Origin of the sequence: Mycolicibacterium sp. MU0050 (assembly GCF_963378085.1) — a bacterium.
Taxonomy (GTDB): Bacteria; Actinomycetota; Actinomycetes; order Mycobacteriales; family Mycobacteriaceae; genus Mycobacterium; species Mycobacterium wendilense.
In genome coordinates, this window is record NZ_OY726395.1 from 4,329,070 (window position 1) to 4,352,173 (window position 23,104).

Annotated in this window: 19 protein-coding genes; 6 read left to right on the plus strand and 13 right to left on the minus strand. The window is 70.0% G+C overall.

The window, feature by feature from the left end; all coding sequences use genetic code 11:
• The first annotated feature begins 21 nt into the window (after positions 1-21).
• Entirely contained in the window at positions 22-1,242 is a 1,221-nt protein-coding gene (locus tag R2K23_RS20705; protein WP_316512229.1) for an alpha/beta hydrolase family protein, read from the plus strand.
• Here R2K23_RS20705 and eccE read toward each other — a convergent pair.
• The 12 genes from eccE to R2K23_RS20765 all read right to left on the minus strand — a co-directional run bounded on the left by eccE (position 1,232) and on the right by R2K23_RS20765 (position 16,848).
• Positions 1,232-2,182 carry a type VII secretion protein EccE gene (gene eccE / locus R2K23_RS20710; protein WP_316512231.1) on the minus strand — a complete coding sequence of 317 codons (951 nt, stop codon included), beginning with the start codon at positions 2,180-2,182 and terminating at the stop codon, positions 1,232-1,234. The two genes, R2K23_RS20705 and eccE, sit on opposite strands and share 11 nt — an antisense overlap.
• Positions 2,179-3,561: a type VII secretion-associated serine protease mycosin gene (gene mycP, locus R2K23_RS20715; protein WP_396892471.1), complete on the minus strand. Its 1,383-nt coding sequence runs from the start codon at positions 3,559-3,561 to the stop codon at positions 2,179-2,181. The genes eccE and mycP overlap by 4 nt, the downstream gene beginning before the upstream one ends.
• Entirely contained in the window at positions 3,558-4,958 is a 1,401-nt protein-coding gene (gene eccD / locus R2K23_RS20720; protein ID WP_316517447.1) for a type VII secretion integral membrane protein EccD, read from the minus strand. Before eccD ends, mycP begins: the two co-directional genes overlap by 4 nt.
• 38 nt (positions 4,959-4,996) lie before the next feature.
• Positions 4,997-5,845: an ESX secretion-associated protein EspG gene (locus tag R2K23_RS20725; protein ID WP_316512232.1), complete on the minus strand. Its 849-nt coding sequence runs from the start codon at positions 5,843-5,845 to the stop codon at positions 4,997-4,999.
• Positions 5,846-5,849: 4 nt separating this feature from the next.
• Positions 5,850-6,137: a WXG100 family type VII secretion target gene (locus R2K23_RS20730; protein WP_126335613.1), complete on the minus strand. Its 288-nt coding sequence runs from the start codon at positions 6,135-6,137 to the stop codon at positions 5,850-5,852.
• On the minus strand, positions 6,137-6,430 hold the full coding sequence (esxG, locus tag R2K23_RS20735) for a type VII secretion system protein EsxG (protein WP_316512238.1): 294 nt from the start codon (positions 6,428-6,430) through the stop codon (positions 6,137-6,139). Before esxG ends, R2K23_RS20730 begins: the two co-directional genes overlap by 1 nt.
• A 45-nt stretch (positions 6,431-6,475) precedes the next feature.
• Positions 6,476-8,053 (minus strand): PPE family protein, encoded by a 1,578-nt coding sequence (locus R2K23_RS20740; RefSeq protein ID WP_316512240.1) that lies wholly within the window; start codon positions 8,051-8,053, stop codon positions 6,476-6,478.
• On the minus strand, positions 8,053-8,364 hold the full coding sequence (locus R2K23_RS20745; RefSeq protein ID WP_316512242.1) for a PE family protein: 312 nt from the start codon (positions 8,362-8,364) through the stop codon (positions 8,053-8,055). The genes R2K23_RS20740 and R2K23_RS20745 overlap by 1 nt, the downstream gene beginning before the upstream one ends.
• 5 nt (positions 8,365-8,369) lie before the next feature.
• Positions 8,370-12,311 (minus strand): type VII secretion protein EccCa, encoded by a 3,942-nt coding sequence (eccCa, locus tag R2K23_RS20750; RefSeq protein WP_316512243.1) that lies wholly within the window; start codon positions 12,309-12,311, stop codon positions 8,370-8,372.
• Positions 12,308-13,867, minus strand: coding sequence for a type VII secretion protein EccB (gene eccB, locus R2K23_RS20755; protein WP_316512245.1), 1,560 nt, complete (start codon positions 13,865-13,867; stop codon positions 12,308-12,310). The genes eccCa and eccB overlap by 4 nt, the downstream gene beginning before the upstream one ends.
• Positions 13,864-15,714, minus strand: a complete 1,851-nt coding sequence (eccA, locus tag R2K23_RS20760) for a type VII secretion AAA-ATPase EccA (protein ID WP_316512247.1) — start codon at positions 15,712-15,714, stop codon at positions 13,864-13,866. Before eccA ends, eccB begins: the two co-directional genes overlap by 4 nt.
• Positions 15,715-15,969: 255 nt before the next feature.
• On the minus strand, positions 15,970-16,848 hold the full coding sequence (locus tag R2K23_RS20765; RefSeq protein WP_316512248.1) for an oxygenase MpaB family protein: 879 nt from the start codon (positions 16,846-16,848) through the stop codon (positions 15,970-15,972).
• Positions 16,849-16,929: 81 nt separating this feature from the next.
• On the opposite strand from R2K23_RS20765, the gene R2K23_RS20770 reads away from it, so the two are divergent.
• Positions 16,930-17,544 (plus strand): TetR/AcrR family transcriptional regulator, encoded by a 615-nt coding sequence (locus R2K23_RS20770; RefSeq protein ID WP_396892477.1) that lies wholly within the window; start codon positions 16,930-16,932, stop codon positions 17,542-17,544.
• Here R2K23_RS20770 and R2K23_RS20775 read toward each other — a convergent pair.
• Positions 17,541-18,113 (minus strand): VOC family protein, encoded by a 573-nt coding sequence (locus R2K23_RS20775; protein ID WP_316512250.1) that lies wholly within the window; start codon positions 18,111-18,113, stop codon positions 17,541-17,543. The two genes, R2K23_RS20770 and R2K23_RS20775, sit on opposite strands and share 4 nt — an antisense overlap.
• A 58-nt stretch (positions 18,114-18,171) precedes the next feature.
• On the opposite strand from R2K23_RS20775, the gene R2K23_RS20780 reads away from it, so the two are divergent.
• Genes R2K23_RS20780 through R2K23_RS20795 form a run of 4 tightly spaced genes read left to right on the plus strand, consistent with a single transcriptional unit; the run spans position 18,172 to position 23,088 of the window.
• Positions 18,172-18,780, plus strand: a complete 609-nt coding sequence (locus R2K23_RS20780) for a TetR/AcrR family transcriptional regulator (RefSeq protein WP_316512254.1) — start codon at positions 18,172-18,174, stop codon at positions 18,778-18,780.
• The gene (locus tag R2K23_RS20785) at positions 18,780-19,865 is read left to right on the plus strand and encodes an alpha/beta hydrolase (protein WP_316512256.1); all 1,086 of its coding nucleotides are present in this window, start codon (positions 18,780-18,782) and stop codon (positions 19,863-19,865) included. Before R2K23_RS20780 ends, R2K23_RS20785 begins: the two co-directional genes overlap by 1 nt.
• Positions 19,841-20,830, plus strand: coding sequence for a 2-hydroxyacid dehydrogenase (locus tag R2K23_RS20790; protein WP_316512257.1), 990 nt, complete (start codon positions 19,841-19,843; stop codon positions 20,828-20,830). The genes R2K23_RS20785 and R2K23_RS20790 overlap by 25 nt, the downstream gene beginning before the upstream one ends.
• Before the next feature lie 47 nt (positions 20,831-20,877).
• Complete coding sequence (locus R2K23_RS20795) at positions 20,878-23,088, plus strand: acyl-CoA dehydrogenase (RefSeq protein WP_316512259.1); 2,211 nt, start codon at positions 20,878-20,880, stop codon at positions 23,086-23,088.
• The last annotated feature ends 16 nt before the right edge of the window (positions 23,089-23,104 follow it).

Below are 23,104 nucleotides of genomic sequence, written 5' to 3' on the forward strand. Positions count from 1 at the left end.
CGCGCAGCTACCATCGGGGACATGGGCTCATCTGACCCCGCCGCCGTGCGGCCCGAACCCGATCCCCCGGTCGACCCGCCGATCCCCTATCCCGACGTTCCCGGCGCCGACGCCGGCGAGCGCGGCCTGCCGGACCGCTCCGAACTGACGCTGGGGCAACGGGCCATCGTCGATGCGTCCGTGGTGGCCGACCTGGGGTTACGCACCGGCATCGCCTCCCTGGTGGGCGCGGCCATGCTGCCGCCGGTCATCGCCGGGGTGCTGCGGGGCAACGACCTCCGCCGCGAACGCGAACACCTGCGGTTCTATGCCGACCTGGCAGCTCAACGCGACGCCGAGGCGTCGTTTCCGGCTCCCACCGCCAAGCCGCGCGTGTCGGTCCAACCGGCCAACCCCGTCGCGCGCCAGGTCGCCCATGGCGACGTTCGGCACGTGCAGTTCCAAAGCAGTTATGAAGCCCGCAACCCCGAGATGCGCAACCTGTGGCGCGGGCTCAACCGCAACAACGTCGTGCACGCCCAGCACTGGCGCCACGACGACGGCCCGCACCCCACGCTGTGCGTCATCCACGGCTTCCTCGGTTCGCCGTATCTGTTCAACGGCCTGTTCTTCTCGCTGCCGTGGTTCTACCGCACCGGTTTCGACGTGTTGCTCTACACGTTGCCTTTCCACGGGCGCCGCGCCGAACGGTTCTCACCGTTCAGCGGGTACGGCTTCTTCTCCAACGGGATGGCGGGCATGGCCGAGGCCATGGCGCAGGCGGTCCACGACTTCCGCTCCGTGCTGGACTATCTGGAGTCCACCGGCGTCGACAAGATCGCGCTGACGGGTATGTCCCTGGGTGGTTACACCTCGTCGCTGATCGCCTGCGTCGAGGACCGGTTGGAGGCCGTCATCCCGAATGTGCCTGTGGTGAACCCGGAATCGGCGTTCGACGACTGGTGGCCGGCCAACAAGCTGGTGGAGTTCGGCCGCCATGCCAGCGGGATCAGCAGGGAGGAAGCCGCGCAGGCCTCGGCGTTCCACTCGCCGCTGAACTATGCGCCCAAGGTGCCCAAGGATCGCCGGCTCATCATCACCGGCCTGGGCGACCGGCTGGCGCCACCCGAACAGGCCGAGGCGTTGTGGGAACACTGGGACCGTTGCGCGTTCCACTGGTTCCCCGGCAACCACATCCTGCACGTCAGTCAGCCGGAATACCTGCGCCGGATGACCCGATTCCTGCGCCCCGTTATGTTCTGACCTTCTCCGCACCGGCCGGCCACCGCAGGGCGGCCACGTCGACGGTGCCCACCCGGGCACCGGGCAGCGGATCGGCGGCGTTGGGCGACAACGCATCCAGCGCCTCCAGCTGGTAGCCACGCAGCGGGTTCAGGCCCGCCAGCGGTGCACCGCCACGGTCGGGCAACTCGTCGGTGCGGATCGCGGCGGCCGCCGCCACCCGAACACCCGGGGTGATCTGCACCGCGGTCCACACCTCCGGAGAAGAGTACGCCCACAGCTTGTCCAGCGTCTCGGGCAACGCGTCGTTGACGTCGATCGCGTACGCCGTGACGTAGCTGCCCTCCCCGTCCTGGACGGCCCGCCACTTCGGCTTGGCCTGCGGGCCGAGGATGTCCGGCACATCGACCTCGGAAGTGGTGACCGCCCAGCCCAGTTCACGCAGATGGTCGGCGAGCCGGCGCAACGTGACCTCCGCGGTGTCGCGCAGCGGGATTCGCGGCGAACGCGCCTGCAGCTCGGTCAGGTTGGTGGCCGCCGACATGGTGAGCCCGATCCACGTGGTGCGCTCGCCGGGGGTGTTGCGGCTGGTGACCCGCACCGCCTCGCACCGCAGGCCGTACCGGTCCAGGTAACCGGCGATGACGTCCAGGGGCAGGTCGCCGTCGCTTTCCGGCAGCACCCGCAGCACGGCGGTGGTCTGCGCGTCGGCTTCGGTGCGCTGCACCAATTGGTGGGCGCCGCCGCCGGATTCGCGCGCACCGAGCAGCGCGATGCGCCGCTTGAGCATGGTGGTGAAGAACATCCCGCGCCATTGGGCCAGCAGGATGATCACCACGACCACGGCGATTCCGAGGGCCCATTGACCGGTCACGGTCTGCCAGGGATAGGCCATGGCCGCGGGCACCACCGCCAACGCCATCAGGGTGAGTCGACCGGCTCCCGGCCAAGCAATCCTCACTGGGAGCGTTCCTTTCGTCGGTGCGCCGCGAAGGCCGTGGCGGCAACGGCTAGCGCCAGGGCTGCCGTGCCGGCGAACGCGATGTTGCGCGGGGTGTGGTTCTCGGGCGGGGCCACTACCGGCGCCGCGATGCGGGTGGTCTTCGATTCGCCGGGCGGCGGGGGCGGCAGTTCCCAGGTCAGCGCCGCCACCGGGTCCAGCGTGCCGGCGCCCACCAGGTTGGACGGATCGCGCGCCCCGTTGTGGGCGGTGCGGGTCAGCCGCTGGATGACATGGTTGGCCGGCATCTCCGGGAAACGACTGCGCACCAGTGCGGCCACCCCGGACACGTAGGCGGTGGCGAAGCTGGTGCCGCTGATCGTGGACATCTGCCCGCGCTCGGACGGCACACCGTTGGCCAGGCCACCGTCGCCGTTGCTCACCGAGACGATGTTCTCGCCCGGAGCCGCGATCCCGACCCACGGCCCGCTCATGGTGAAGGCCGAGGGCTGTCCGCCGGAGGTCAGCGATCCCACCGACAGCACGTAGGGCTGCCACCATGACGGCGTCGACACCGCCCCGACGGCCGCCCAGTTCCGCGGATCCTCCGGATTGGTCGAACCGCCAAGCGGATTGGGCTGGCAGGCCTGGCCGCCGGCGATGCCGTTCGGTCCGGTGTTGCCGGCCGCGGCCACGACGACGGCGTCCTTGTCCACCGCCGCGTAGCGCAGCGCCGCGCCGAGTGCGGCCTGGTCCACGTCGCTGCCGGCGGGCAGGCAGGTCGCCGAGGAGATGTTGATGACACGGGCACCGAGGTCGGCGGCGCGCACGACGGCCCGCGCCAACGAGGCGATGTCCACCACGGCGTGCTCGAGCATCGGGTCGCCACCGCTGGTGCGGGGTGAGTACCGCGGCGAGGTCTGCCGGATCGACAGGATCCGGGCCGCCGGTGCGACACCGGAGAAGGCGTCGTCACCCGGCTGTCCGGCGATGATGCCGGCGACCAGGGTGCCGTGGCCGTCGCAGTCGGTCAGCCCGTCGCCGTTGGCGACGTAGTCGCCGCCGCCGTCGACATTGGGCAGCCGGGGCCCCGGCTTGACCCCGGTGTCGATCACTGCGACGGTCTGTCCCTCACCCCGCGAGAAACGCCAGGCCCCTTCGAGATTGAGCATCCGCTGATTCGGCGAGGCCGCGCCCGGGTCGAAGCCCGGCAGCACGCCGGTCGTGATGCAGTCCCCGCGCTGTTGCATCGGCGCGGCCGGGCCGGTGGTACCGGCCGGCGGCGGGGTCTCCGGGTCGACGGTCGGTGGGCTGATCGCCCACGCTGCCGGGCTCATCACCAGGGCGGCCGCGCATCCGGCCGCCGTGGCCCGCAGCCCCCGACGAAGCACTCGGGTCATCGATTGAGGACCCAGGTGAACAGGCCCACCCCGTAGGCCATGACGGGGATCAGCGAGGCGTCGATGGCGGCGGCCAGGAAGCTCACGTAGCGCCGCATCGGCAGCGAGTAGGTCTCCGGCGAGGCGAATTTCGGGTTGGTGGCCGCGAAGATCCACACCACGGTGACCACCGCGAGCGCCACCAGCGCCCACAGCGCCAGCTGGTAGCGGCCCTGAACGGAGAAGGTGATGATCAGCGCGACGCCCACCAGGTACGGCTGGGCCAACAGCCACGCCTTGCACGCAGCGGTGTCCCAGACGCGGGCCCGCAGGATGGCCGCGGCGGCGGTCGCGATCACGATGTACCAGCCCCACACGCCCGGCGAGTGCGACTGCGCGATGGCCAGCGAGCCCAGCACCGACAGGATCACCGCGCCGGCGATGAAGCCGGTCTGGTGTGCATCGCTGATGCGCACCCGGCGCGGCAGGTCCTCGAGGATCTTCAGCGGCGGAGCCGACGGCGCCGGGTCGCCCGGTGCGGGGATGACGGGCAGCGGCAGCCGGGCCCACATCGCCGAAAGGTGCGCGGCCTGCACGGTGACCAGCAGCGCCAGCACGATCAGGCCGCAGCCCAGCGCCACCAGCGACACGCTCCAGACCGCGGCGACGGCCGAGGCCACCAGCACCCCGAATCCGACGACGGTGCCGGCGGTGAAGAAGCCCAGCGAGCGTTCCGAGATGAACGTGCTGATCAACGACCAGGCCGTCACCCCGGCAGCAGCCAGAATCAGTTGCGGCGCACCGAATTCGCCCGGCACGGCCAGCGCGAATGCCGCGGCGATCGGGACCAGCGCGGCGATCGACAGTTCCACGGCGGGCTGCTGGGCACGGGCCCGCAGCGCCAGCGCCGCGACCACGGCCACCGCCGCCAGGGCGCTCACCGCGAACAGCCCGGCGACGTCACCGGTGAGCAGGCGGTGGGCCACGGCGAAGCCGGTGCCCGCCAACAGCAGCACGATGACGGCCGCGCGCGCGGCGCGCTGGATGTGGGCGGTGCCCCACGGCCGGGTCCGCGACTCGGAGAAGATGACCGCCGCGTCGGCGATGTCCTCGACGATGCCCGGTGCGGCGGGGCCGGCCGGAACCGGCTGCAGCGCAAGCAGATCGCCGTCGACAACACCGACGGTGTCCAGGGTGGCGTCCAACGAGAACGTGGCACCCCCGATCGGCGCCAGGCTCAGCCGACCACGGGTCGTCGGCTCGTCGCCGCTGTCCTGCCCGTCCTCGTCGTCCGGCAGCAGGCGCAGCACGGCCGGCATGATCTCGCGCAGCGGCACCTGGGCCGGCAACGCGATCTCGGTGATCCGGCTCTCGGCCAGGACCGCCACGCGCACGATCGGCAGAACCGGAGTGGCAATGGTCGCCCCGGAGGTGTCAGTCATCTATTCGTTCTCTTTCAGATTCTTTGGGTGGTGAAGTCACGGGCCATGGGCGCCGACGGAAACCATTGGCCGTCGGGCAGCGTCGCCGTGAGGTTCTGCAAGGCCAACGCGATGGCAAACGGCGTGCCGGGCGCGAAGGTGGAAATCCATTCGCCGTCGAAGGCGCGGGTCGGGTTCACCAACACCCGGCCTTCGTCGGTGTCGACGACGGCAACGCCGACGTCGGTGGTCTGCTGGGTGGCCTCCCGGCGTTGCCCCGCGACGATCTCGACGTATCGCCGCGGGCCGCTGAAGACCGATTGCACCACGGCGTGCGCCGAGGTGGGGACCCCGAGATAGTCCAGCACGCTGGACAATTCGGCGCCCTTGCGCAGTTGTTCGTCGGCGCGGGCACCGACTCGGGCCGGCATGGCGAACTCGTCGAACCGTGCCGGGGCACGATTCGACAGGCCCACCGTCACCACCGGCACCAGCCCGTACGGTTCGGCGATGTCCATCGCCGTGAAGGTGACCAGCTGCGCGTTCCGCAGCGCCACCACGGTGTGCTCACCGCGGCGCGCGACGATCCCCCGCAGCAGGTCCCCCTCGTCGGCCCCGCTGCCGACGAAACGCAGTTCGAGCCACTGCTCCGGGAAGCACACCACCCGGATCCATTGCTGAACCGCTGGATCGATCTTGTCTCCGACCAGCACCCCCAGGCGGGTCAGATGCTCGGTTTGGCGCGCGACGAAGGCCGCGCGCTCCGAACCGTCCTGGTACGGCGGCGTGATCGCCAGCACCCAGGGAAAGGTGCCGGCGCCCACGGTATCCGCGATGTACCAGGCGCCCTCGACGGTCAACTCGACCGCATTAGGCGTTCTCACAGGGTCAGCCCCACTTGGCGCCTTCGGCGGCGTCGCGGGCCTGCATGGCCATGGTGTTGCTCTCGTGCGTCATCGACATCGCGCGGTAGGCCCGGACGAGCTCCTCCATCGCGGTGTTCCACTGCGCCTGCCAGGCCTGGTAGGTCATGCCGGTGTCGCCCTGCCAGGCGCCCTGCAGCGCGGCCTGCTCGGTGGCGATGTCGGCACCGACGGCCTGCAGGGTGCCCGCGTAGGCGCCCATGTCGCCGGCGTGGCCGATCATGGCGGGGTAGTTGTACATGATCTGGGACATCAGAAACCTCCGTAGGTGCTGGCGGCGGCGGCGTCCTGCGCGACGTAGCTCGCGCCGGCGTCACCGAGGTTGACCTGTGCGACGTCGAGCAGGGTGTTGACCTTCGCGGCCACCTCGACGAAGCGGGCGTGGGCGGCCTGGAAGGCAGCCGAGGACTCGCCCATGTGGAAGGCCTGCGACGACATGGCGGCCTGCTCGGCCTGCGCGATGGTGCTGCGCATCAGCGCCGTCTTGGCGCCGAAGGCCGACTCCGATGCGATGATCTGCGGGATGTGAGCGTCGAGAAGACTCATACTCGGTGTTCTCCAATCATTGTGAACAACATGGTGATTCGTGCATTACGGACGTTCAGGTGGTTCCCCCTCTCCCCAGCTGTTGGGCAGCATGGGCGTGGTGGGCCCGTTGCCGAACGCGTCGTCGTCGAGGGTGGTCAGACCGCTCGCCTCGCCCACGTTCTCCTTGACCTCGGTCCCACTGAAACCACCGGCCGCACCCAGCCGTCCGGCGCCCTGTTCGGAGGCCTTGGTGGTGGGTTTCGGCTGGCTCGCGGACTGCGGTGCCGGTTCTTCCGGCGGAAGGCCCGGTCCGTCGTCCATGGTCATGTACTCGTCGCGGTGGCCGCGGTCCTTGACCGCCGCGCCCCGGCGCCGGCGTGCCCGGCTCTTCGCCCGGCTGGACGCCAACGCGCCGACCGCGGCGGCCGCGGCGATGTCGGAGGCCGGGGCCTTCGCGCCGCTGCCCTCGTTGAGGGTGGGCCCGACGCCCTCTTCCGGGTTCCCGCCGTGCACCGCGTACGCGACGACCTCCACGCCGGCCGGCGGCGGTGGCGGCGCACCCGCGGCGGTGGCGGGTGCGGGGGCCGGTGCCGGAGCGGGAGCCGGTGCGGGCGCCGGCGCCGGCGACAGGCCGGCCAGCGGCATGTTGTCGGGGCGCGGGGAGGACACGGCGGCGGGTTCCTCCGCGGGTGCTTCCTGCGCCGGCGGTTCCATCCGCTGCAGGATCTCGTTGAGCCCGACGGCGCCGAGCACGATGAGGATCGGGATGAGCGCCGGGGAGGCCGCGATCAGCGTCCAGGTCGTCCAGCCGACGGGCTGGAAGATGGCCTGGTAGCCGACGGCGAACAGCAGCGGCCACCAGGTCACCAACGCCTGCGCGGGGTTGGTCAGGAAGTCCGTGATCAGCTGCTGCAGGTTGCCCAGCGGGTCCTTGAGGAAGTCGATGATGGGCCCGAACAGCTGGTCCATCATGTCCCCGTAACCGCCGAGCAGGTCGGAGATGATGTTGGAATTCGTTGTCGCCGAACCCGAGTCGGCGGCCTGGGCCTGGTTGGCGGTCTGCATCATGTTCGCCGTCGCGGCACCGGCCTCGCCGACGCCCGGCGTCAGGATGAACGGCGCCACGGTGGTCCGCGGTGCCGTCGCCAACGTGGTGGTGCTGATCGCCTGGTACACGCTCATGGTGGTGGCCGCCTGCACCCACATGCGGGCGTAGTTGGCCTCGGTCACCGCGATCGGGATGGTGTTGATCCCGAAGAAGTTCGTGGCGACCAGCGCGGCGCGGGTGGCGTGATTGGCGGCGATCTCCCCCAGCGTCGGCATGGTGGCCAACGCCGTCGTGTAGGCGGCCGCCGCCGTCTGCTGCTCGGCCGCCATACCCGCGCTGTTCACGCTCGCCTGCGTCAACCAGGCCAGGTACGGCAGATGCGAGGCCGCATACTGCTGCGCGCTCGGCCCCTCCCAGGACCCGGCCTGCACCTGACCGAGCAGCGCAGTCAGCTCCGCTGCCGCCGAGGCGTATTCAGCGCTGAGGCTGCTCCACGCACCCGCGGCGGCCATCAGCGGCCCGGGGCCCGGGCCGCTGGACAGCAGCGCCGAATGCACCTCCGGGGGTGAGGCAAGCCAGATGGGTGCGGTCATCAGACACCGCGGGCGGTCAGGTAGGTGGAGGCCGCCATGGCATCGCCGGTGGCGTAGCTGACGCCGGACTCGGCGACACCCATTCCGGCGCGGCCCAATTCGCCGACACCCTGGGCCGCGACCCCGGCATGTTCGGCGCCCTGGGCGCTGAAGCCGGCCGCGGTCTGCAGCGACACCGGATCGGCCGCGGCCGGGACGACCGCGGTGATCAGCGGCGCGGCGGCGGCGTGCGCCGCGGCCAGTCGCGCGGTCAGTGCCTCCACCGCGGCACTGGTGGCCGCGAGGCCTTCAGGAACCACACGAAGCGTCATGATGGTTACTCCCTTCCTCGTTGCGAACTCACGCCGATCAACGGATTGACGAGCTGGACATGGGTCGGTGTGTCGGTGTCGTCCAGCAACACCGCACGGCCGGCGGGCAGCCGCGCGAAACGATGACCGCGGACCTTGCCGCCGTCCTGTGGGTTGCCGGACAACATCAACGTGGTGGCCTGCAACTCATTCATCCGCCGCATCAGCGGATTGGTCATCAGGGCGTGCCCGGAGCCGGTGGCCCGCGCCGTGACGATGACCCGCAGCCCCAGATCGGCGGCCTGCGACAGCAACCCGATCAGCGGCGTCCAGGGCCGTTGTCCGACATACGGTCCGGAGATCGCCGGGGTGTCCGGGATCTGGTCGACGTCGTCGATGATCAGGTAGTGGGTGTGTCCGGTGTAGGTCCACCGGGCCAGCTCGGCCGGCGACAGCCCGGCCGGCGGGCGCCGACCCTCGATGATCGCCGACAATCCCAGCATCGCCGGGGTGATCCGGTCGATGTTGGCGGTGTACTCGTTGTCCGGGAACAACGGCTCCTCGACGAGGTGCAGCCGACGATCGATCACGGTGAACGCCACCTGGTCGGCGGTCGAGTTCTCCCGCACCGTGCGGATGAGATGGCGCAGCAGCGTCGTCTTACCGGACTTCGTGTCCCCGAGCACCATCAGCAGCGGCTGATCGCGGAAGTCCACCGGCACCGGCGCCAGATCCGCCTCGCGCTGACCGATCACGACGCGCTCCGCACCGAGGTACAGCGGCGCGACGGCCTCGGGCGACAGGTCGATGGGCAGCAACCGCACCCGCGGCGCCCGGAGTTCCGGGTAGCGGGCGTTGATGTCGGCGATGCGGCCCAATTCCGGTGCGGCGAACAAGAAGTGCTCGGCGGCCATCGTGAGGCCGCGACCCGGCTGGTCGTACGGCACCGAATCGGCGGGCCGCTGCAGGGCGCCGACGACGCGGACGTTGCTGTCGCGGGCGTCGGGCAGCCGCAGCTCCAGCCGCATGCCGAGGCCGTCGCGCATGGCCAGCGGCACCTCCAGCCAGTTGGGCGTGGTGATGACGACGTGGATGCCGTAGGCCAGACCGTTGTTGGCCAGCTCGGTGACCCGGTTCAGCAGCGGGTTGCGGGTGTTGAACTGGTCGGTGTTGTCCCGGCCGAATGCGTACAGGTTGTCGATGACCAGGAACACCCGCGAGTGGGCCTGACCGGGCCCGGCCTGCTGCCGCTGCTCGAGCAACTGCTCGAGCTCGCCGAAGGTCCGGCGGATCAGCTCGGGTTCCAGCGGTGAGGCGACGCTGCCGACATGCGCCAGCGACTCGAGGTTCTTCAGCTGACCGCCGCCGTAATCCAGGCAGTAGAACGACACCTCGCGCGGCGAGTGCAGCGCCGCGGCCGACAGCATGAACGTCTGTAGCGCAGTCGACTTGCCCGACTTGGCGCCGCCGTGGATCACCAGGTTGCCGGCCGGCGACGTGGCGTCGAAGATCAGCGACTCGCGACGCATCTCGAAGGGCTTGTCGATCTCGCCGAGCGGCCAGCGCAGCTGCCCCTCGCCGACACCGGCGTTGCTGAGCACCGTGCCCAACGCGATGGGCTCGTCCAGCGGCGGCAGCCACAGCTTGGGCGCCTGCGGGCCGTAGGTGGCCAGCTGATCCCCGACGGTGGCGATCAGCTTCTGCGGCGGTCCGCTGTAGCTGCCCTCACCGTTGTTGGCGACCGGGACCACGACGATGTCCTGGTCGGCGTCGACCTCGGTGGCGGTGAACAGCTGCGGGCGTGGATCCGCCGGAACCACAATCGACTTCGGTCGCCGCGGCGGGTCGTAGATGCCGTCGACGTAGGTGCTGCGGAACTTGATCGGGTCGGCGCCGGGAGCCGGGACCAGGAAGCCGACGCCCTTGTGCTCCTTGCCCGATTCGATGTGGTAGGCGTCCTCGACACCGATGATCTGCCGCGACACCGACGGGCTGGCCACCTTCAGGCCGATCCGGTACGACGTGTTCTTGTCGATGTCCTTGATCTTGCCGACGTCCAGCGTCTGCGACGCGAACAGGATGTGGATCCGGAACGAGCGGCCCTTGCGCGCAACGTAATCGAACAGCTCGGCGTACTCGGGGTGGTCGGCGAGCATCAACGTGAACTCGTCGGCGACCACGAACAGCGTCGGCATCGGGGGCAGGTCGTGCCCGGCGTCGATGGCGGCCTCGTACTCGGTGACCGAGTTGAACGCGCTGCCCTGGATGCGGCGGCCCGCGTCGCGCAGGATGGTCTCGCGGCGTGCCACCTCGCCGCGCAGCGTGTCGGCGAACCGGTCGGCCAGCGACTTCTTCTCGGCCATGTTCGAGATGACCGCGACGACCTGCGGGAAGTTGCGGAAGATGTCCGCGCCGGCTTCGCCCTTGAAGTCGGCGTAGATGACGATCAGCCGGTCCGCGGAATGAGTCGTCAACAGCGACAACAGGATCGACATCAGGGTCTGGGACTTGCCGGAGCCGGTCATGCCGATCATCAGGCCGTGCGGCCCCATCCCGCCCTCGGCCTCGTCCTTCAGGTCGAAGTACAGCGGCTCGCCGGTGGCAGTGACGCCGATCGGGACCCGCAGCTCGTCCTCGCGGCGGCGCGGCGCCCACAGCGTCGGCACGTCGAGCTGCGTCGCGTCGGGGATGTCGAGCAGCGTCGTGAAGGTCGCGCCGCTGGTCGCCGCCGAACGCAGGCCGGCGTGCGTGGGGTTGGAGTCCCACCGCGACAACAGCCGGGCCAGATGCGCGGCCTCGTCGGTGGACAGCGCGTCGGCCTTGTTGACCGCCGGCTGCCAGCCCTTGGCGCCCCAGCGCTCGATGCGGCCGTCGGCGATCTGGAAGACCGGCTTCTCCGGATCCGGGTACTGCTCGCGGTGCGGCTGGGTGTCGGAGATCTGGATGACCGTGACGCCGGCCAGACCGGCGGACAACACCGATGCCGACAAGTCGTAACCCGGGTCGTCCACCACGATCAGCAGGTGTCGCAGCCCCAGGGCCACGGGGTCCGCGCCGTCGAACAACGGCCGTTCGGCCAGCACCGGCCCGATCTTGGCGATCAGTTCGTCGGGGTTGGCGGTCAGGTAGCGCGCCGGCCCGACGCCGTCGACCGCACCCGGGATGTCCACGTGCGGCAGCCATTTGAGCCAGGACCAGCTGTCGGATTCCAGTTCTGGGCTGGCCAGGGCGAGCCCAAGGACGCCGGGGTCATGCCAGGTGACGGCCTGCGCGATCCAGGACCGCACCGCGGCGTGCACCTCCTCGGCGTCACCCAACACCGTGATCCGGGACAGCTTGGTCAGGTCCAGGCCGGTCGGGGCGTTGCGCACGGTGCGCTGCGCGTCCAGCAGGCTGCGCAATGCGCTGTGCGACACCGGTTCCAGGTCGATCTCGTCGACGGTGTCCTTGACCCGCAGACCGGTGTCCAGCGGAACGTCGTTGAGGCCGGTGCGGATCAGCAGGAAATCGGAGTCGTGCGGATCGCGCTCCCACTGCCGCCGCGAGCCGGGGATGGTCGCGAGTTCCTCGGGCTCGGGGTGCGACCACTGGAGCGCGGCGCGCTGATCGGCGGCCTGGGCGCGGATGTTGTCGCGCACCACCGACAGGTACCGCAGGTAGTCGGCGCGCTCGGCGTCGATCTCCTCGGTGCGCAGATTGTTGTTGTTGCCGCGGTAGAGCGCAGTCGCGGCCAGCAGCAGCACGAACGGGAAGAACAGCATCTGCGGGGAGATCAGCCGCATCCCGGTGGCCACCATCGCGACGATCATGCCGACGATCAGGATCACGATCATGTACGGCAGGGCCCGGCGCAGCAGCGACGGCGGGACCGCGCGCGGCAGTTCCGGGGGCGCCTCGATGGTGATGGTGCCCTTGCGAACCTCGGGCCGGGGCAGTCGCCGACGGGCCTCGAAAATCAACCTGCTCATCGGTTCTCCATCCCGCCCGTGGTGTACGCGGTCAGCGCATCGCTCTTCGACAGTGCGGGACCTGCGCTGAACAGTGACAGAACCGACCACGGGATGGCCGTCGCGGGCGGGGTCAACCCCAGTGCCTCAACGGTTTTGGCCAGTTCGTCTTGATTGGCACCCTCGATGCCGTAACGCACGCCGGTGTCGGCCACCCAGAACAGCGAGCCGGCGATCGGCGAGGTGGGCTCCTGCCCCACGGTCTGGGTGAAGAAGCCGGTGCCCACGGGCATCGCGACCCGGGCGGCGGTGATGCCGGACCGGCTGGGCGTCAGGTCCAGCGGACGCACGTCGTCGGCGATCGGCAGGGCCGCACCCGACAGCAGGCTCAGGGAGCTGGTGCTGGCGTCGACGGCCTTGGCCCACCGCACGCAGCTGATGGGCGCGGAGTCGGCGTCGACGATGGTCATCCGCTGCGCCGGGAAGCTTGCGGTGTCCAGCAGCCGCGACTCCGGCAGCCGGGCGATCTCGTCGGCATCCAGCCGCGGCGGCTGGTCCAGCCCGAAGGAGTCGGTGTTGCGCATCAGGGTGGCGAACGTCTGGGAGACCGGTTGTAGCCCGTCGGGCAGCACCGCGTAGTGCAGCAGGGTGCCGTCGGCGCCATAGGCCACGACGACCGCGCCGACCGGTGCCGGGACCGACAGCGGGAACTGCGGGGCGGCACCGGCTTCCGGGATGGCCGGCGGGCGCAGCGGCGCGCCTTCCGGGATGGCGTTGAACAGGCCCGGCGAAATGTACCGGGGGGCAGGAACATTGGCCTCGAAGCCCAGCGCCGCGGTGACGGCCCGGTCGGCCAGGTCGATCGCGCTGCGACGGCCGTTCCACAGCAGCCAGGTGCCCGCGCCGCCGTCGACCAGGATGGCCTCGTCCTCGGCCAACGCCGCGGCCCGCTCGCTGCCCTCGGCCGGGGCGCCGGCGATCACGGTGACGCCAGGGTTGGTGGCGCCGACGCCGTCGCAGACGGTCCAGTCCGCGTCGCGCACCGGGTTCTGCACCATCCGCTCGGGCGCGCCGGGAATCCCGACCATGTTGCCGCGCGGCAACTTGTCCAGTTGGGCACTGCGCACGCCGGCGGGCTTGGCGGCCTCGCCGGCGATCAGGCGCGCCGAGGTGAGGTTGAGCACCGGATGCAGCCGGTCGTTGACCCGGACGTACATCGCCGAGCTGTCGCGGTCGGTGAGGACCACGCTGTTGCCCACGTCGCCGCCGGGCCGGATCCACGAGAACACCAGGCAGCCAAGCAAACCCGTCACCACAGCGAGGACGCCGACGAGCACGCCGCGGGTCTGGGTGCGCAGCGGGTCCACCAACATGCGGGTGTCGTGCAGCGCGACGCCCGAGGCCAACCGGCGCACCACGAAGCGCCAGCCGGTGACCTGATGCTTGGTGACGAAACCGCGGCGGTAGGTGACCCCTTCGGGGTTCTTGTTCTCCGGGGTCCGCGACGCGAAGGACCGCCGGTCCTCGAGGTTGTCGCCCTCGTCCTCGCCGAGGGGGCGACGTCCGGTGCCGCTCATGCGGGCACCGTCAGGCCGAGTCCGCGCAGCAACGGCGTGACCGCGTTGCTCACATCGCTGGCGGTGATGGTCATCAGCTCCTCATCCGTGAATTCATGCGCTCCGCCTGTCGCGGAGGTGTCCAGATGGTCGAGGCGGAACTCGCGCTCCTCCTCCGAACGCTCGACCACGTTGCGGACAAAGCGGCCGTTACCGGCGATGTCGAGGCTGCGGCGGTCCACCCCGTTGGCGTCGGGCATGGTTGTCGACGCCAGGTGGTTGCACAGCACCTGCAGGTCGTCGAGGGCGGCCTGCTCGAACACGCTGTCGCGCTGGCGGGCCATGGCGCTCGCGATCTCGACGAGTTCGCCCGGGGTGTACGACGGGAAGTCGATGCTGCGGGTGAAGCGCGAGCGCAGACCCTCGTTGGTGTCCAGGAAGCGGTCCAGGTCGGCCCGGTAGCCGGCGATGATGACGACGAGGCGGTCGCGGTCGTTCTCCATGCGGGCCAGCAGGGTATCGATGGCGACCAGACCGAAGTCGTTCTTGGCGCCGGTGGCCACCAGGGCGTAGGCCTCGTCGAGGAACAACACGCCGTCCAGGGCGCTGTCGATGATGGCGTTGGTCTTGGCCTCGGTCTCACCGATGTGCTGACCGATCAGGTCCGCCCGGTGCACCTCGCGGACGTTCTCCTTCTTCAGCAGCCCTAGGCCGCAGTAGATCTTGGCAACGACACGGGCGATGGTCGTCTTGCCGGTTCCGGGCGGGCCGGCGAACACCAGGTGATGGGAGCGCTGCGCGACGGCCAGTCCGCGCTCCTGGCGCAGCAGCGCCATGGCCACCGAGCTCTTCAGCCGCGCGACCTGATCCTTGACCTCTTCGAGGCCGATGAATTCGCCGAGCTGTTCTTCGGCCTCCGCCAGCAGCGCGGCCTTGCGTTCGTGCGCATCGGGATCGACGAAATCGGCGTCGGTGGGCTCGGTTTCGGGATCCCACGGGTCGGTGCGTGCGTCGATGCGCGCCGCGGTCGTGGTGACGATGCCGAACGTCGGGTCCGACAAAGCCTCGGACACCTGCTCGTTCTCCGGGTTGGCCGCATAGAGATCCTGCAGCACCTCGGCGGCGTCTTCCTCGAGGCCGTGCGCACGCAGGGCCAGCGCCTTGGCCAGCGAACCGTCGACCACGGCGACGGCGATGGGCCCCTCGGGGTCCTCGAGATAGGACAGCGCGGGCGCGAACATGCCCAGTCGGGCCAGCGCGGTGCCCAGCGCGACCTTGACCGCGTGGGCGAACGTCTCGTCGAGCGCCTTGTCGTTGACGATGGGGGTCAGCAGCTTGACCACGTCGGCCCACCGCTCGGCGCGGAACTGGATGGCGGTGCGCACCCAGCGGGCGTCGTGCCAGTCCGGGCGCCGCTCGGCGACCTCGGCGACGACGGCGTCGGCCTCGGCGAGCTGACCGTCCGCGGCCAGGGTGGCGGCGTAGGCGATCCGGAAGTCGTCGGGTTCGCATGCCCGCAGCTGCAGGTACAGCCCGGTGTCATAGGTGAACCCGAGCGTCTTGGGGGCGAGTTCGATCTTGCGCTGCAGGAGACCGGCGGTGTTGACGGTGGCGGCGACGTTGCGCAGCACCTGCGGCGAGGTGTCGCCGGCGGCGGCGAGGCCGATCCAGGCGTCGCACTGCTCGTGGGCGATTCGGGTGAGCGCGGTGAAGCCGGTGCGGGCCGCGGTGAGGTCCGCGGGCCGTTGGCGTTCGTACACCTTCAGGCCGAGCGCTTTGGCGCACGTCGCAAACCGGCTGACGACGTCGTCGTCGACCCGGGTGGCGTGCACCGTGAGGATGTCACTCCCGATTTCTGCGGTTCCCATAGTCATTTCCGGTGGGACGCAGCGTGCGGCCGCCCCACCCGTTCTCCTAGGCCTCTTACTGGCGTGAAGTAGTTCACGTTAACTTGCAGAAGTTAGCATTGCATAAGCTAACTGTCGAGACGTTCGGTCGGGTGACATCGACGCGCGGGGAAACCGCCAGCAGCCTGCTGAGCTGCACTTATGCGAAAACTGGCGAAGTGACCGCCCGGGGTGTGGCCAGAGCCACAACGCGAGTTCGCTCAGACGCCCCGGGGGCTAAACCAGCGGCCGGCCGGTACGCACCCGCCAGTCCAGATCCTTGAGCAGCACGTTGAACGGGAACCGCCGCAGGAATCCGGGCAACAGGTTGTTGACGGTCCGAAGCACACCCATCAGGCGGTCGAAGCGGCGCTGCCGCTGCGGATCCCAGGGCAGCTGCATCTCGTCGCGGAACCGCTGCGGCAGGAAACCCGTCGTGATCAACAGCCAGAGCGCCTCGTGGCGCTTCTGCAGGAAGCCGGGCAACGTGAGGCCGCGCAGGCGGTTGGCCGCGATCGGGTACAGGTACTCCCGCACGGCGTCGTCGATGTGGACCTGTTCCAGGGAGTCCTGCCAGTACCGCTCGAAGGCGGCGCGGTCGGCCGGCCACATCTCCTCGGGCACCTGCAAGGTGGTGGCCAGCGGCATGCCGTCGGCGTAGTGCCGGTCGGCGGTCTGCTCGTCCATCTCACCGATGAAGGTGCGGTAGACGTCGACGCCGCCCTTGTACAGGCAGGCCCCGACCCACAGCTGCAGATCCTTGTCGAAGGCGTTGTAGGCGACCGGGCTCTTGCTGTCCTCGTTCGAGTACACCTGCGCGTGGGCGCGGTTGACCGCGCGGCGGAAGGCGGCCTTCTGCTCGTCGGAGCCGCGGCTGGCCACGGCCAGGTAGGTGAACGTGGTGCGGGCCCGCTTGATGGGGTGCCGGTCCACCCGGCCGCTTTCCACTCGGCTCTCCATCACGCCGTAGCCCACGCCGGGCCGGGCCAGCTGCATGATGACGTTCGCGGGTCCCGCGAGCAGCGCGACGCCCATCAGGCCGTCGTCGATGCTCGCTCCCCGGCCCAGCACCGGACGGCGTCGCACGGGTGCGGGACTTACTTCGCTGATCGTCATGGGCCACCTGATCGACTAAATGTGAGAACGGTTGTTTCCTGATATTGCCCGAGGCGCGGATTGAGTGTCAAGATGGAGGACATGGCTCGCCCGTACCGCGGGGTCGATGCCTCCGAGCGGCTGGCCCAGCGTCGGCAGCGGTTTCTGGACGCCGGCCTGGAACTGCTCGGCGGCCAGGTGAACCCCGATGACCTCACCGTGCGGGCCATCTGTGCGCAATCCGGCCTCACCGTGCGCTACTTCTACGAGAACTTCACCGACAAGGACGCCTTCGTCGAGGCGGTCTTCGACTCCGTCACCGCGCAGTTGGCCACCACCACCCAGGCCGCCGTCGCCACCGCTGCACCCGGCCAGCAAAACCGGGCCGGCATCACCAACATGATCCGCACCATCGCCGAGGACACCCGCGTGGGACGGCTGCTGTTCAGCAAGCAGCTGTCCAACGCGACGCTGTTGCGGCTACGGCTCAAGCATCAGGGGATGTTCATCGCCCTGGCCGGCCAGCACATCCAGGACGCCCTGCACGTGGGCGGTAGCAACCGGTTGGCCGGCACCACCCACTTCGTCCTCGGCGGCATGCAACAGGCGATCAGCGCCTGGCTGGCCGGCGAGGTCAAGCTCACCGCGGACCAACTCGTGGACCTGCTGGTGGACGTCCTCGCCGACCTCAACGACCCCGGCCTGTTTCGCGGCTAGCTCGCCGGCACCCGCCGGTCGGCGGCCGTCTTCGGCACCGTGACGGTGTCGCCGGCCTCGAACTGCCGTGTCCAACAGGCGAACTCGAGGGTGATGCCGTCCGGGTCCAGGAAGTAGAAGGACCGCACGTAGACCCCGGGGTGCACCTCGCGGGCCACCTGCCACTCGCTCTCGTCGTGATTGAGGACCGGACCTACCCGCACCCCCTTGTCCTTGAGCTTGCGTCGGTACTCGTCGAACTTCTCCTCGGGCACGTGGAAAGCGAGGTGATTCATGGTGCTCACCGCCGACACGATCTCGCCCAGCCCGGGCAGGGCGTCCGGCGAGGAGACCAGGGGCACCCGGTCGGGCGCCTCGGCAAACCAGAAGAACGCCACGCAGGACCCGCCCCCGGCGTCGAAGAAGAAGTGCTGGCCCATCCCGCCGGGCAGGTCCAGTGACTTGATGAGCGGCATGCCGAGGACCCCGGAGTAGAAGTCCACCGTGCGTTGCATGTCCGAGCAGACCAGGGCGGTGTGGTGGATGCCGCCCAGTTCGAACTCGGTGTTGGTGTTGTGCGGCTTGATCATAATCTGAATGTAACATCAGGTTCAGTTGTGCCCAAGCAAATCGGCGTGAGGACATTCGGTGACCCAACCGACCCGACGGGGTAGGGCGACCCAGGCCGCCATCGACGCGGCGGCCCGCGCGGTGATCGCCCGAAAGGGCATCCTGGCCGCCACCGTGGCCGACATCGCCGCCGAGGCCGGCCGCTCCACGGCGTCGTTCTACAACTATTACGACTCCAAGGAAGCCATGGTCCGCGCCTGGGCGCTGCGGTTCCGGGACGAGGCCACCGACCGCGCGCGCGGCGCCACCCGGCACGGCCTGACCGACGCCGAGCGCGTGCACGAGGCCGCGGCCGCGCACTGGCACACCTACCGGCGCCGGCTCGCGGAGATGATCAGCGTCTCGCAGCTGGCCATGGTGAACGCCGACTTCGCCCGCCACTGGGAACAGATGTGCGCCATCCCCACCGACTACATCACCGACATGGTCACCCGCGCCCAGCAGCGGGGCTACTGCCCCGACGACGACCCCCGCCTGCTGGCCCAGGCCATCGTGTCGATGCTCAACCAGTTCTGCTACCTGCAACTGGCCGGCCGACCCGACGGCGCCGCGGACGTCGACGACCAGGCCTGCATCCGCACGCTGACGAACATCTTCTACCGCGCCATCTTCAGCAAGGAGCCGTGATGACCACCGAGATTGTCCGCAAGTTCATCGGCATGGAATCCCCCACCGGCGAACGCCAGGGCGCCGGCGGGCACCCCTGCCAGGGGCTTTATCACCACGCGGCGGGGCAACGCCCCCGCGTCGCGATGATCGCCACGCATTATCAGATCGACTTCTCCGAGCATTACCTCGCCGAGTACATGGCCGCCCGCGGCATCGGCTTCCTGGGCTGGAACACCCGGTTCCGCGGCTTCGAGAGCAGCTTCGTCCTGGATCACGCGCTGGTGGACATCGGCGTCGGGGTGCGCTGGCTGCGCGAGGTCGCCGGGGTGGACACCGTTGTGCTGCTGGGCAATTCCGGCGGCGGTTCGCTGATGGCGGCCTACCAGGCGCACGCCGCGCACGGCGAGGGTCTGGCCGAACTGCTGCCGGCCGACGCCTACATCGCCAGCGCGGCCCACCCCGGTCGCCCCGAGGTGTTGACCGCGTGGATGGACGCCGCCGTCGTCGACGAGAACGACCCGGTGGCCACCGACCCCGAACTGGATCTGTTCGACGGCCGGCACCGCCCGCCGTTCTCGTCGGAGTTCGTGGCCCGCTACCGAGAAGCCCAGATCGCCCGCAACGAGGCCATCACCGACTGGGCCGAGGCCGAACTGCAACGGGTGCGCGCCGCAGGCTTTTCCGATCGGCCGTTCACGGTGTGCCGGACCTGGGCCGACCCGCGGATGGTCGACCCGACCATCGAACCCACCAACCGCGCCCCCAACCTCTGCTACGCCGGCGAACCCCGGCAGGCGAACCGCTCGACCCGCGGCATCGCCGCGGCCACCACGCTGCGCAACTGGCTGGGCATGTGGAGCCTGCGGCATGCCAAGACCCGCGCCGAACCGCACCTGGCGCGCATCGACTGCCCCGCCCTGGTGATCAACGCCGATCAGGACACCGGCGTTTTCCCGTCCGACGCCGCGCGCATCCACGACGCGCTGGCCAGCACCGACAAGTCCCGGGCGGCCATCGACACCGACCACTACTTCACGACCCCGGGGGCCCGCGACGAGCAGGCGGATACCATCGCCGCATGGATCAGGAAAAGATGGGCTTGAGGGTCCTCGCACACTTCAAGCCGGGCGAACGCGCGACCGAACGCATCGCCGCCGAATCCGATTGGCTGGACGTGCGCTGGGTCGCCGAGGACGACGACGAGGCGTTCTACCGGGAACTGCCCGAGGCCGAGGTGCTCTGGCACGTGTTGCGCCCGCTGTCGGGTTCGGATCTGGAGCAGGCGCCGAAGCTCAAGCTGATCCACAAGCTCGGTGCCGGCGTCAACACCATCGACGTCGAGACCGCAGCCCAGCGCGGCATCGTCGTCGCCAACATACCCGGCGCCAACGCCGCCTCGGTGGCCGAGTGCACCGTCATGCTGATGCTCGCCGCGCTGCGCCGCCTGCCCGAGCTGGACCGGGCCACCCGCGCCGGGACCGGCTGGCCGCACGACCCGACCCTGGGTGACCGGATCCGCGACCTCGGCAGCTGCACCGTCGGCCTGGTCGGGTTCGGCAGCGTCGCCAAACGCGTCGAGCAGATCCTGCGCTCGATGGGCACCCAGGTCCTGCACACCTCGACCAAGCGCGACGAACACAGCGTCAGCTGGATGACCCTCGACGACCTGCTGGCCAAGAGCGACATCATCTCCATCCACGCGCCGCTGACCGACGCCACCTCGGGCCTGTTCGACGCCGACAAGCTGGCGAAGATGAAGCCCGGCGCCATCCTGGTCAACACCGCGCGCGGCGACATCGTCGACCAGGACGCGCTGGTCGCCGCGCTGCAGTCCGGACAACTGGCCGCCGCCGGCCTCGACGTCTACGCCGAGGAGCCCGTCGGGGCCGACAACCCGCTGCTGGGCCTGGACAACGTGCTGCTGATGCCGCACGTCAGCTGGTACACCGCCGACACCCTGGACCGCTACCTGGACGCGGCGCTGCAGAACTGCCGGCGCCTGCGCGACGGGCAGCCGCCATACTTCGTGGTCGCCGACGCGGCGCGCGACTCGGCCACCACGACCTGACTCCCGAGTAAGCTCGTCGCCAGCCGACCGGAGGGAAGGGCAAAGCGATGCCGATCGCAATCAATCCTGAGCACGTAGACCTGGCCGACTCGGTGCGCTCCCTGGTGGCGCGCGTCGCGCCCGCCGAGGTGCTGCACGAGGCGCTCGAGACACCGATCTCCAACCCGCCGCCGTACTGGAAGGCGGCCGCCGACCAAGGGTTGCAGGGGCTGCACCTGGCCGAGGAAGTCGGCGGACAGGGCTTCGGCATCCTCGAATTGGCCGTCGTGCTCGCCGAATTCGGCTACGGCGCGGTGCCGGGACCGTTCGTGCCGTCGGCGATCGCCAGCGCGCTGATCGCCGCGCACGACCCAGGCGCGGAGATGCTGTCCGGGCTGGCGAGCGGGGAGACGATCGCGGCCTACGCCATCGACTCCGGTCTGACCGCCACCCGGCAGGGCGACGCCCTGGTGATCCGCGGCGAGGTCCGCGCGGTGCCGGCCGCCGCCCAGGCGTCGGTGCTGGTGCTGCCGGTCGCCGGCCTGGATTCGACCACCTCCGGCGCCGAGTGGGTGGTCTTCGACGCCGACGCCCTCGAAATCGAACCCGCGCAGAGCATCGATCCGCTGCGCCCCGTGGCGCACGTGCGGGCCAACGCCGTCGAGATCGGCGACGACAGGGTGTTGTCGAACCTGAGCCGCTCGGCCGCCCACGCGCTGATGTCGACCCTGCTGTCCGCCGAGGCCGTCGGCGTGGCACGGTGGGCCACCGACACCGCCTCGGAGTACGCCAAGATCCGCGAACAGTTCGGCCGGCCCATCGGGCAGTTCCAGGCCGTGAAGCACAAGTGCGCCAACATGATCGCCGTCACCGAGCGGGCCACCGCCGCGGTGTGGGACGCCGCCCGCGCCATCGACGAGGTCGCCCGCGGGGAGTCCGACCTGGTGACCGCGCACGTCGACTTTGCCGCCGCCGTCGCGGCCACCCTGGCCCCGGCCGCGGCCCAGCACTGCGCCGAGGACTGCATCCAGGTGCACGGCGGCATCGGGTTCACCTGGGAGCACGACACCAACGTGTACTACCGCCGCGCGCTGGTGCTCGCGGCGTCGTTCGGCCGCGCCGCGGACTACCCGCAGCGGGTGGTCGACGCCGCCACCGCCACCGGGCTGCGGGGCATCGAGATCGACCTCGATCCCGACACCGAGAAGCTGCGCGAGGAGATCCGCGCGGAGGTCGCCGGCCTGAAAGCGATTGCGCGCGAAGAGCGCAACACCGCGATCGCCGAGGGCGGCTGGGTGCAGCCGCACCTGCCCAAGCCGTGGGGCCGCGACGCCAGTCCGGTCGAGCAGATCATCATCGCCCAGGAGTTCACCACCGGCCGGGTCAAGCGCCCGCAGATGGGGATCGCGGCCTGGATCATCCCGTCGATCGTGGCGTTCGGCACCGACGAGCAGAAGCAGCGCTTCCTGCCGCCGACGTTCCGCGGCGAGATGATCTGGTGCCAGCTGTTTTCCGAGCCCGGGGCCGGCTCCGACCTCGCCAGCCTGACCACCAAGGCCACCAAGGTGGACGGCGGCTGGCGGATCACCGGGCAGAAGATCTGGACCACCGGCGCGCAGTTCTCGCAGTGGGGCGCCCTGCTGGCCCGCACGGATCCCAGCGCGCCCAAGCACAACGGCATCACCTACTTCCTGCTGGACATGGCCAGCGAGGGCGTGGAGATCAAGCCGCTGCGCGAACTGACCGGCAACGCGATGTTCAACACCGTCTTCATCGACGACGTCTTCGTCCCCGACGACATGGTGCTCGGCGAGGTGGACCGCGGCTGGGAGGTCAGCCGCAACACCCTTACGGCCGAACGGGTTTCGATCGGCAGCAGCGAGCCGCCGTTTTTGCCCAGCCTGGACAAGTTCGTCGAGTTCCTGGCCGAGGGCCACTTCGACCAGATCGAGCAGAACCGCGCCGGGCAGCTGATCGCCGAGGGCCACGCGGCCAAGCTGCTCAACATGCGCTCCACGCTGTTGACGCTGGCCGGCGGTGACGCGATGCCGTCGGCGGCGATCTCCAAGCTGCTGTCGATGAAGACCGGCCAGGGGTACGCGGAGTTCGCGGTGGCCTCGTTCGGCACCGACGGGGTGCTCGGCGACGAGCAGACCCCCCAGGGCATCTGGGCGCAGTACCTGCTGGCCAGCCGGGCGACCACGATCTACGGCGGCACCTCGGAGGTGCAGTTGAACATCATCGCCGAGCGGCTGCTGGGCCTCCCTCGGGACCCGTAGGCCGCGCTTTCCCCCG

What these genes read in the sequence shown, in the direction of transcription:
- R2K23_RS20740 (WP_316512240.1), bottom strand. Translation starts at nt 8,053, where the DNA reads ATGACCGCACCCATCTGGCTTGCCTCACCCCCGGAGGTGCATTCGGCG.
- R2K23_RS20795 (WP_316512259.1), top strand. Translation starts at nt 20,878, where the DNA reads ATGCCGATCGCAATCAATCCTGAGCACGTAGACCTGGCCGACTCGGTG.
- R2K23_RS20785 (WP_316512256.1), top strand. Translation starts at nt 18,780, where the DNA reads ATGACCACCGAGATTGTCCGCAAGTTCATCGGCATGGAATCCCCCACC.
- eccA (WP_316512247.1), bottom strand. Translation starts at nt 15,714, where the DNA reads ATGGGAACCGCAGAAATCGGGAGTGACATCCTCACGGTGCACGCCACC.
- R2K23_RS20705 (WP_316512229.1), top strand. Translation starts at nt 22, where the DNA reads ATGGGCTCATCTGACCCCGCCGCCGTGCGGCCCGAACCCGATCCCCCG.
- eccB (WP_316512245.1), bottom strand. Translation starts at nt 13,867, where the DNA reads ATGAGCGGCACCGGACGTCGCCCCCTCGGCGAGGACGAGGGCGACAAC.
- R2K23_RS20775 (WP_316512250.1), bottom strand. Translation starts at nt 18,113, where the DNA reads ATGATCAAGCCGCACAACACCAACACCGAGTTCGAACTGGGCGGCATC.
- R2K23_RS20790 (WP_316512257.1), top strand. Translation starts at nt 19,841, where the DNA reads ATGGATCAGGAAAAGATGGGCTTGAGGGTCCTCGCACACTTCAAGCCG.
- R2K23_RS20730 (WP_126335613.1), bottom strand. Translation starts at nt 6,137, where the DNA reads ATGTCCCAGATCATGTACAACTACCCCGCCATGATCGGCCACGCCGGC.
- esxG (WP_316512238.1), bottom strand. Translation starts at nt 6,430, where the DNA reads ATGAGTCTTCTCGACGCTCACATCCCGCAGATCATCGCATCGGAGTCG.
- R2K23_RS20765 (WP_316512248.1), bottom strand. Translation starts at nt 16,848, where the DNA reads ATGACGATCAGCGAAGTAAGTCCCGCACCCGTGCGACGCCGTCCGGTG.
- eccCa (WP_316512243.1), bottom strand. Translation starts at nt 12,311, where the DNA reads ATGAGCAGGTTGATTTTCGAGGCCCGTCGGCGACTGCCCCGGCCCGAG.
- mycP (WP_396892471.1), bottom strand. Translation starts at nt 3,561, where the DNA reads ATGACCCGAGTGCTTCGTCGGGGGCTGCGGGCCACGGCGGCCGGATGC.
- R2K23_RS20745 (WP_316512242.1), bottom strand. Translation starts at nt 8,364, where the DNA reads ATGACGCTTCGTGTGGTTCCTGAAGGCCTCGCGGCCACCAGTGCCGCG.
- R2K23_RS20770 (WP_396892477.1), top strand. Translation starts at nt 16,930, where the DNA reads ATGGCTCGCCCGTACCGCGGGGTCGATGCCTCCGAGCGGCTGGCCCAG.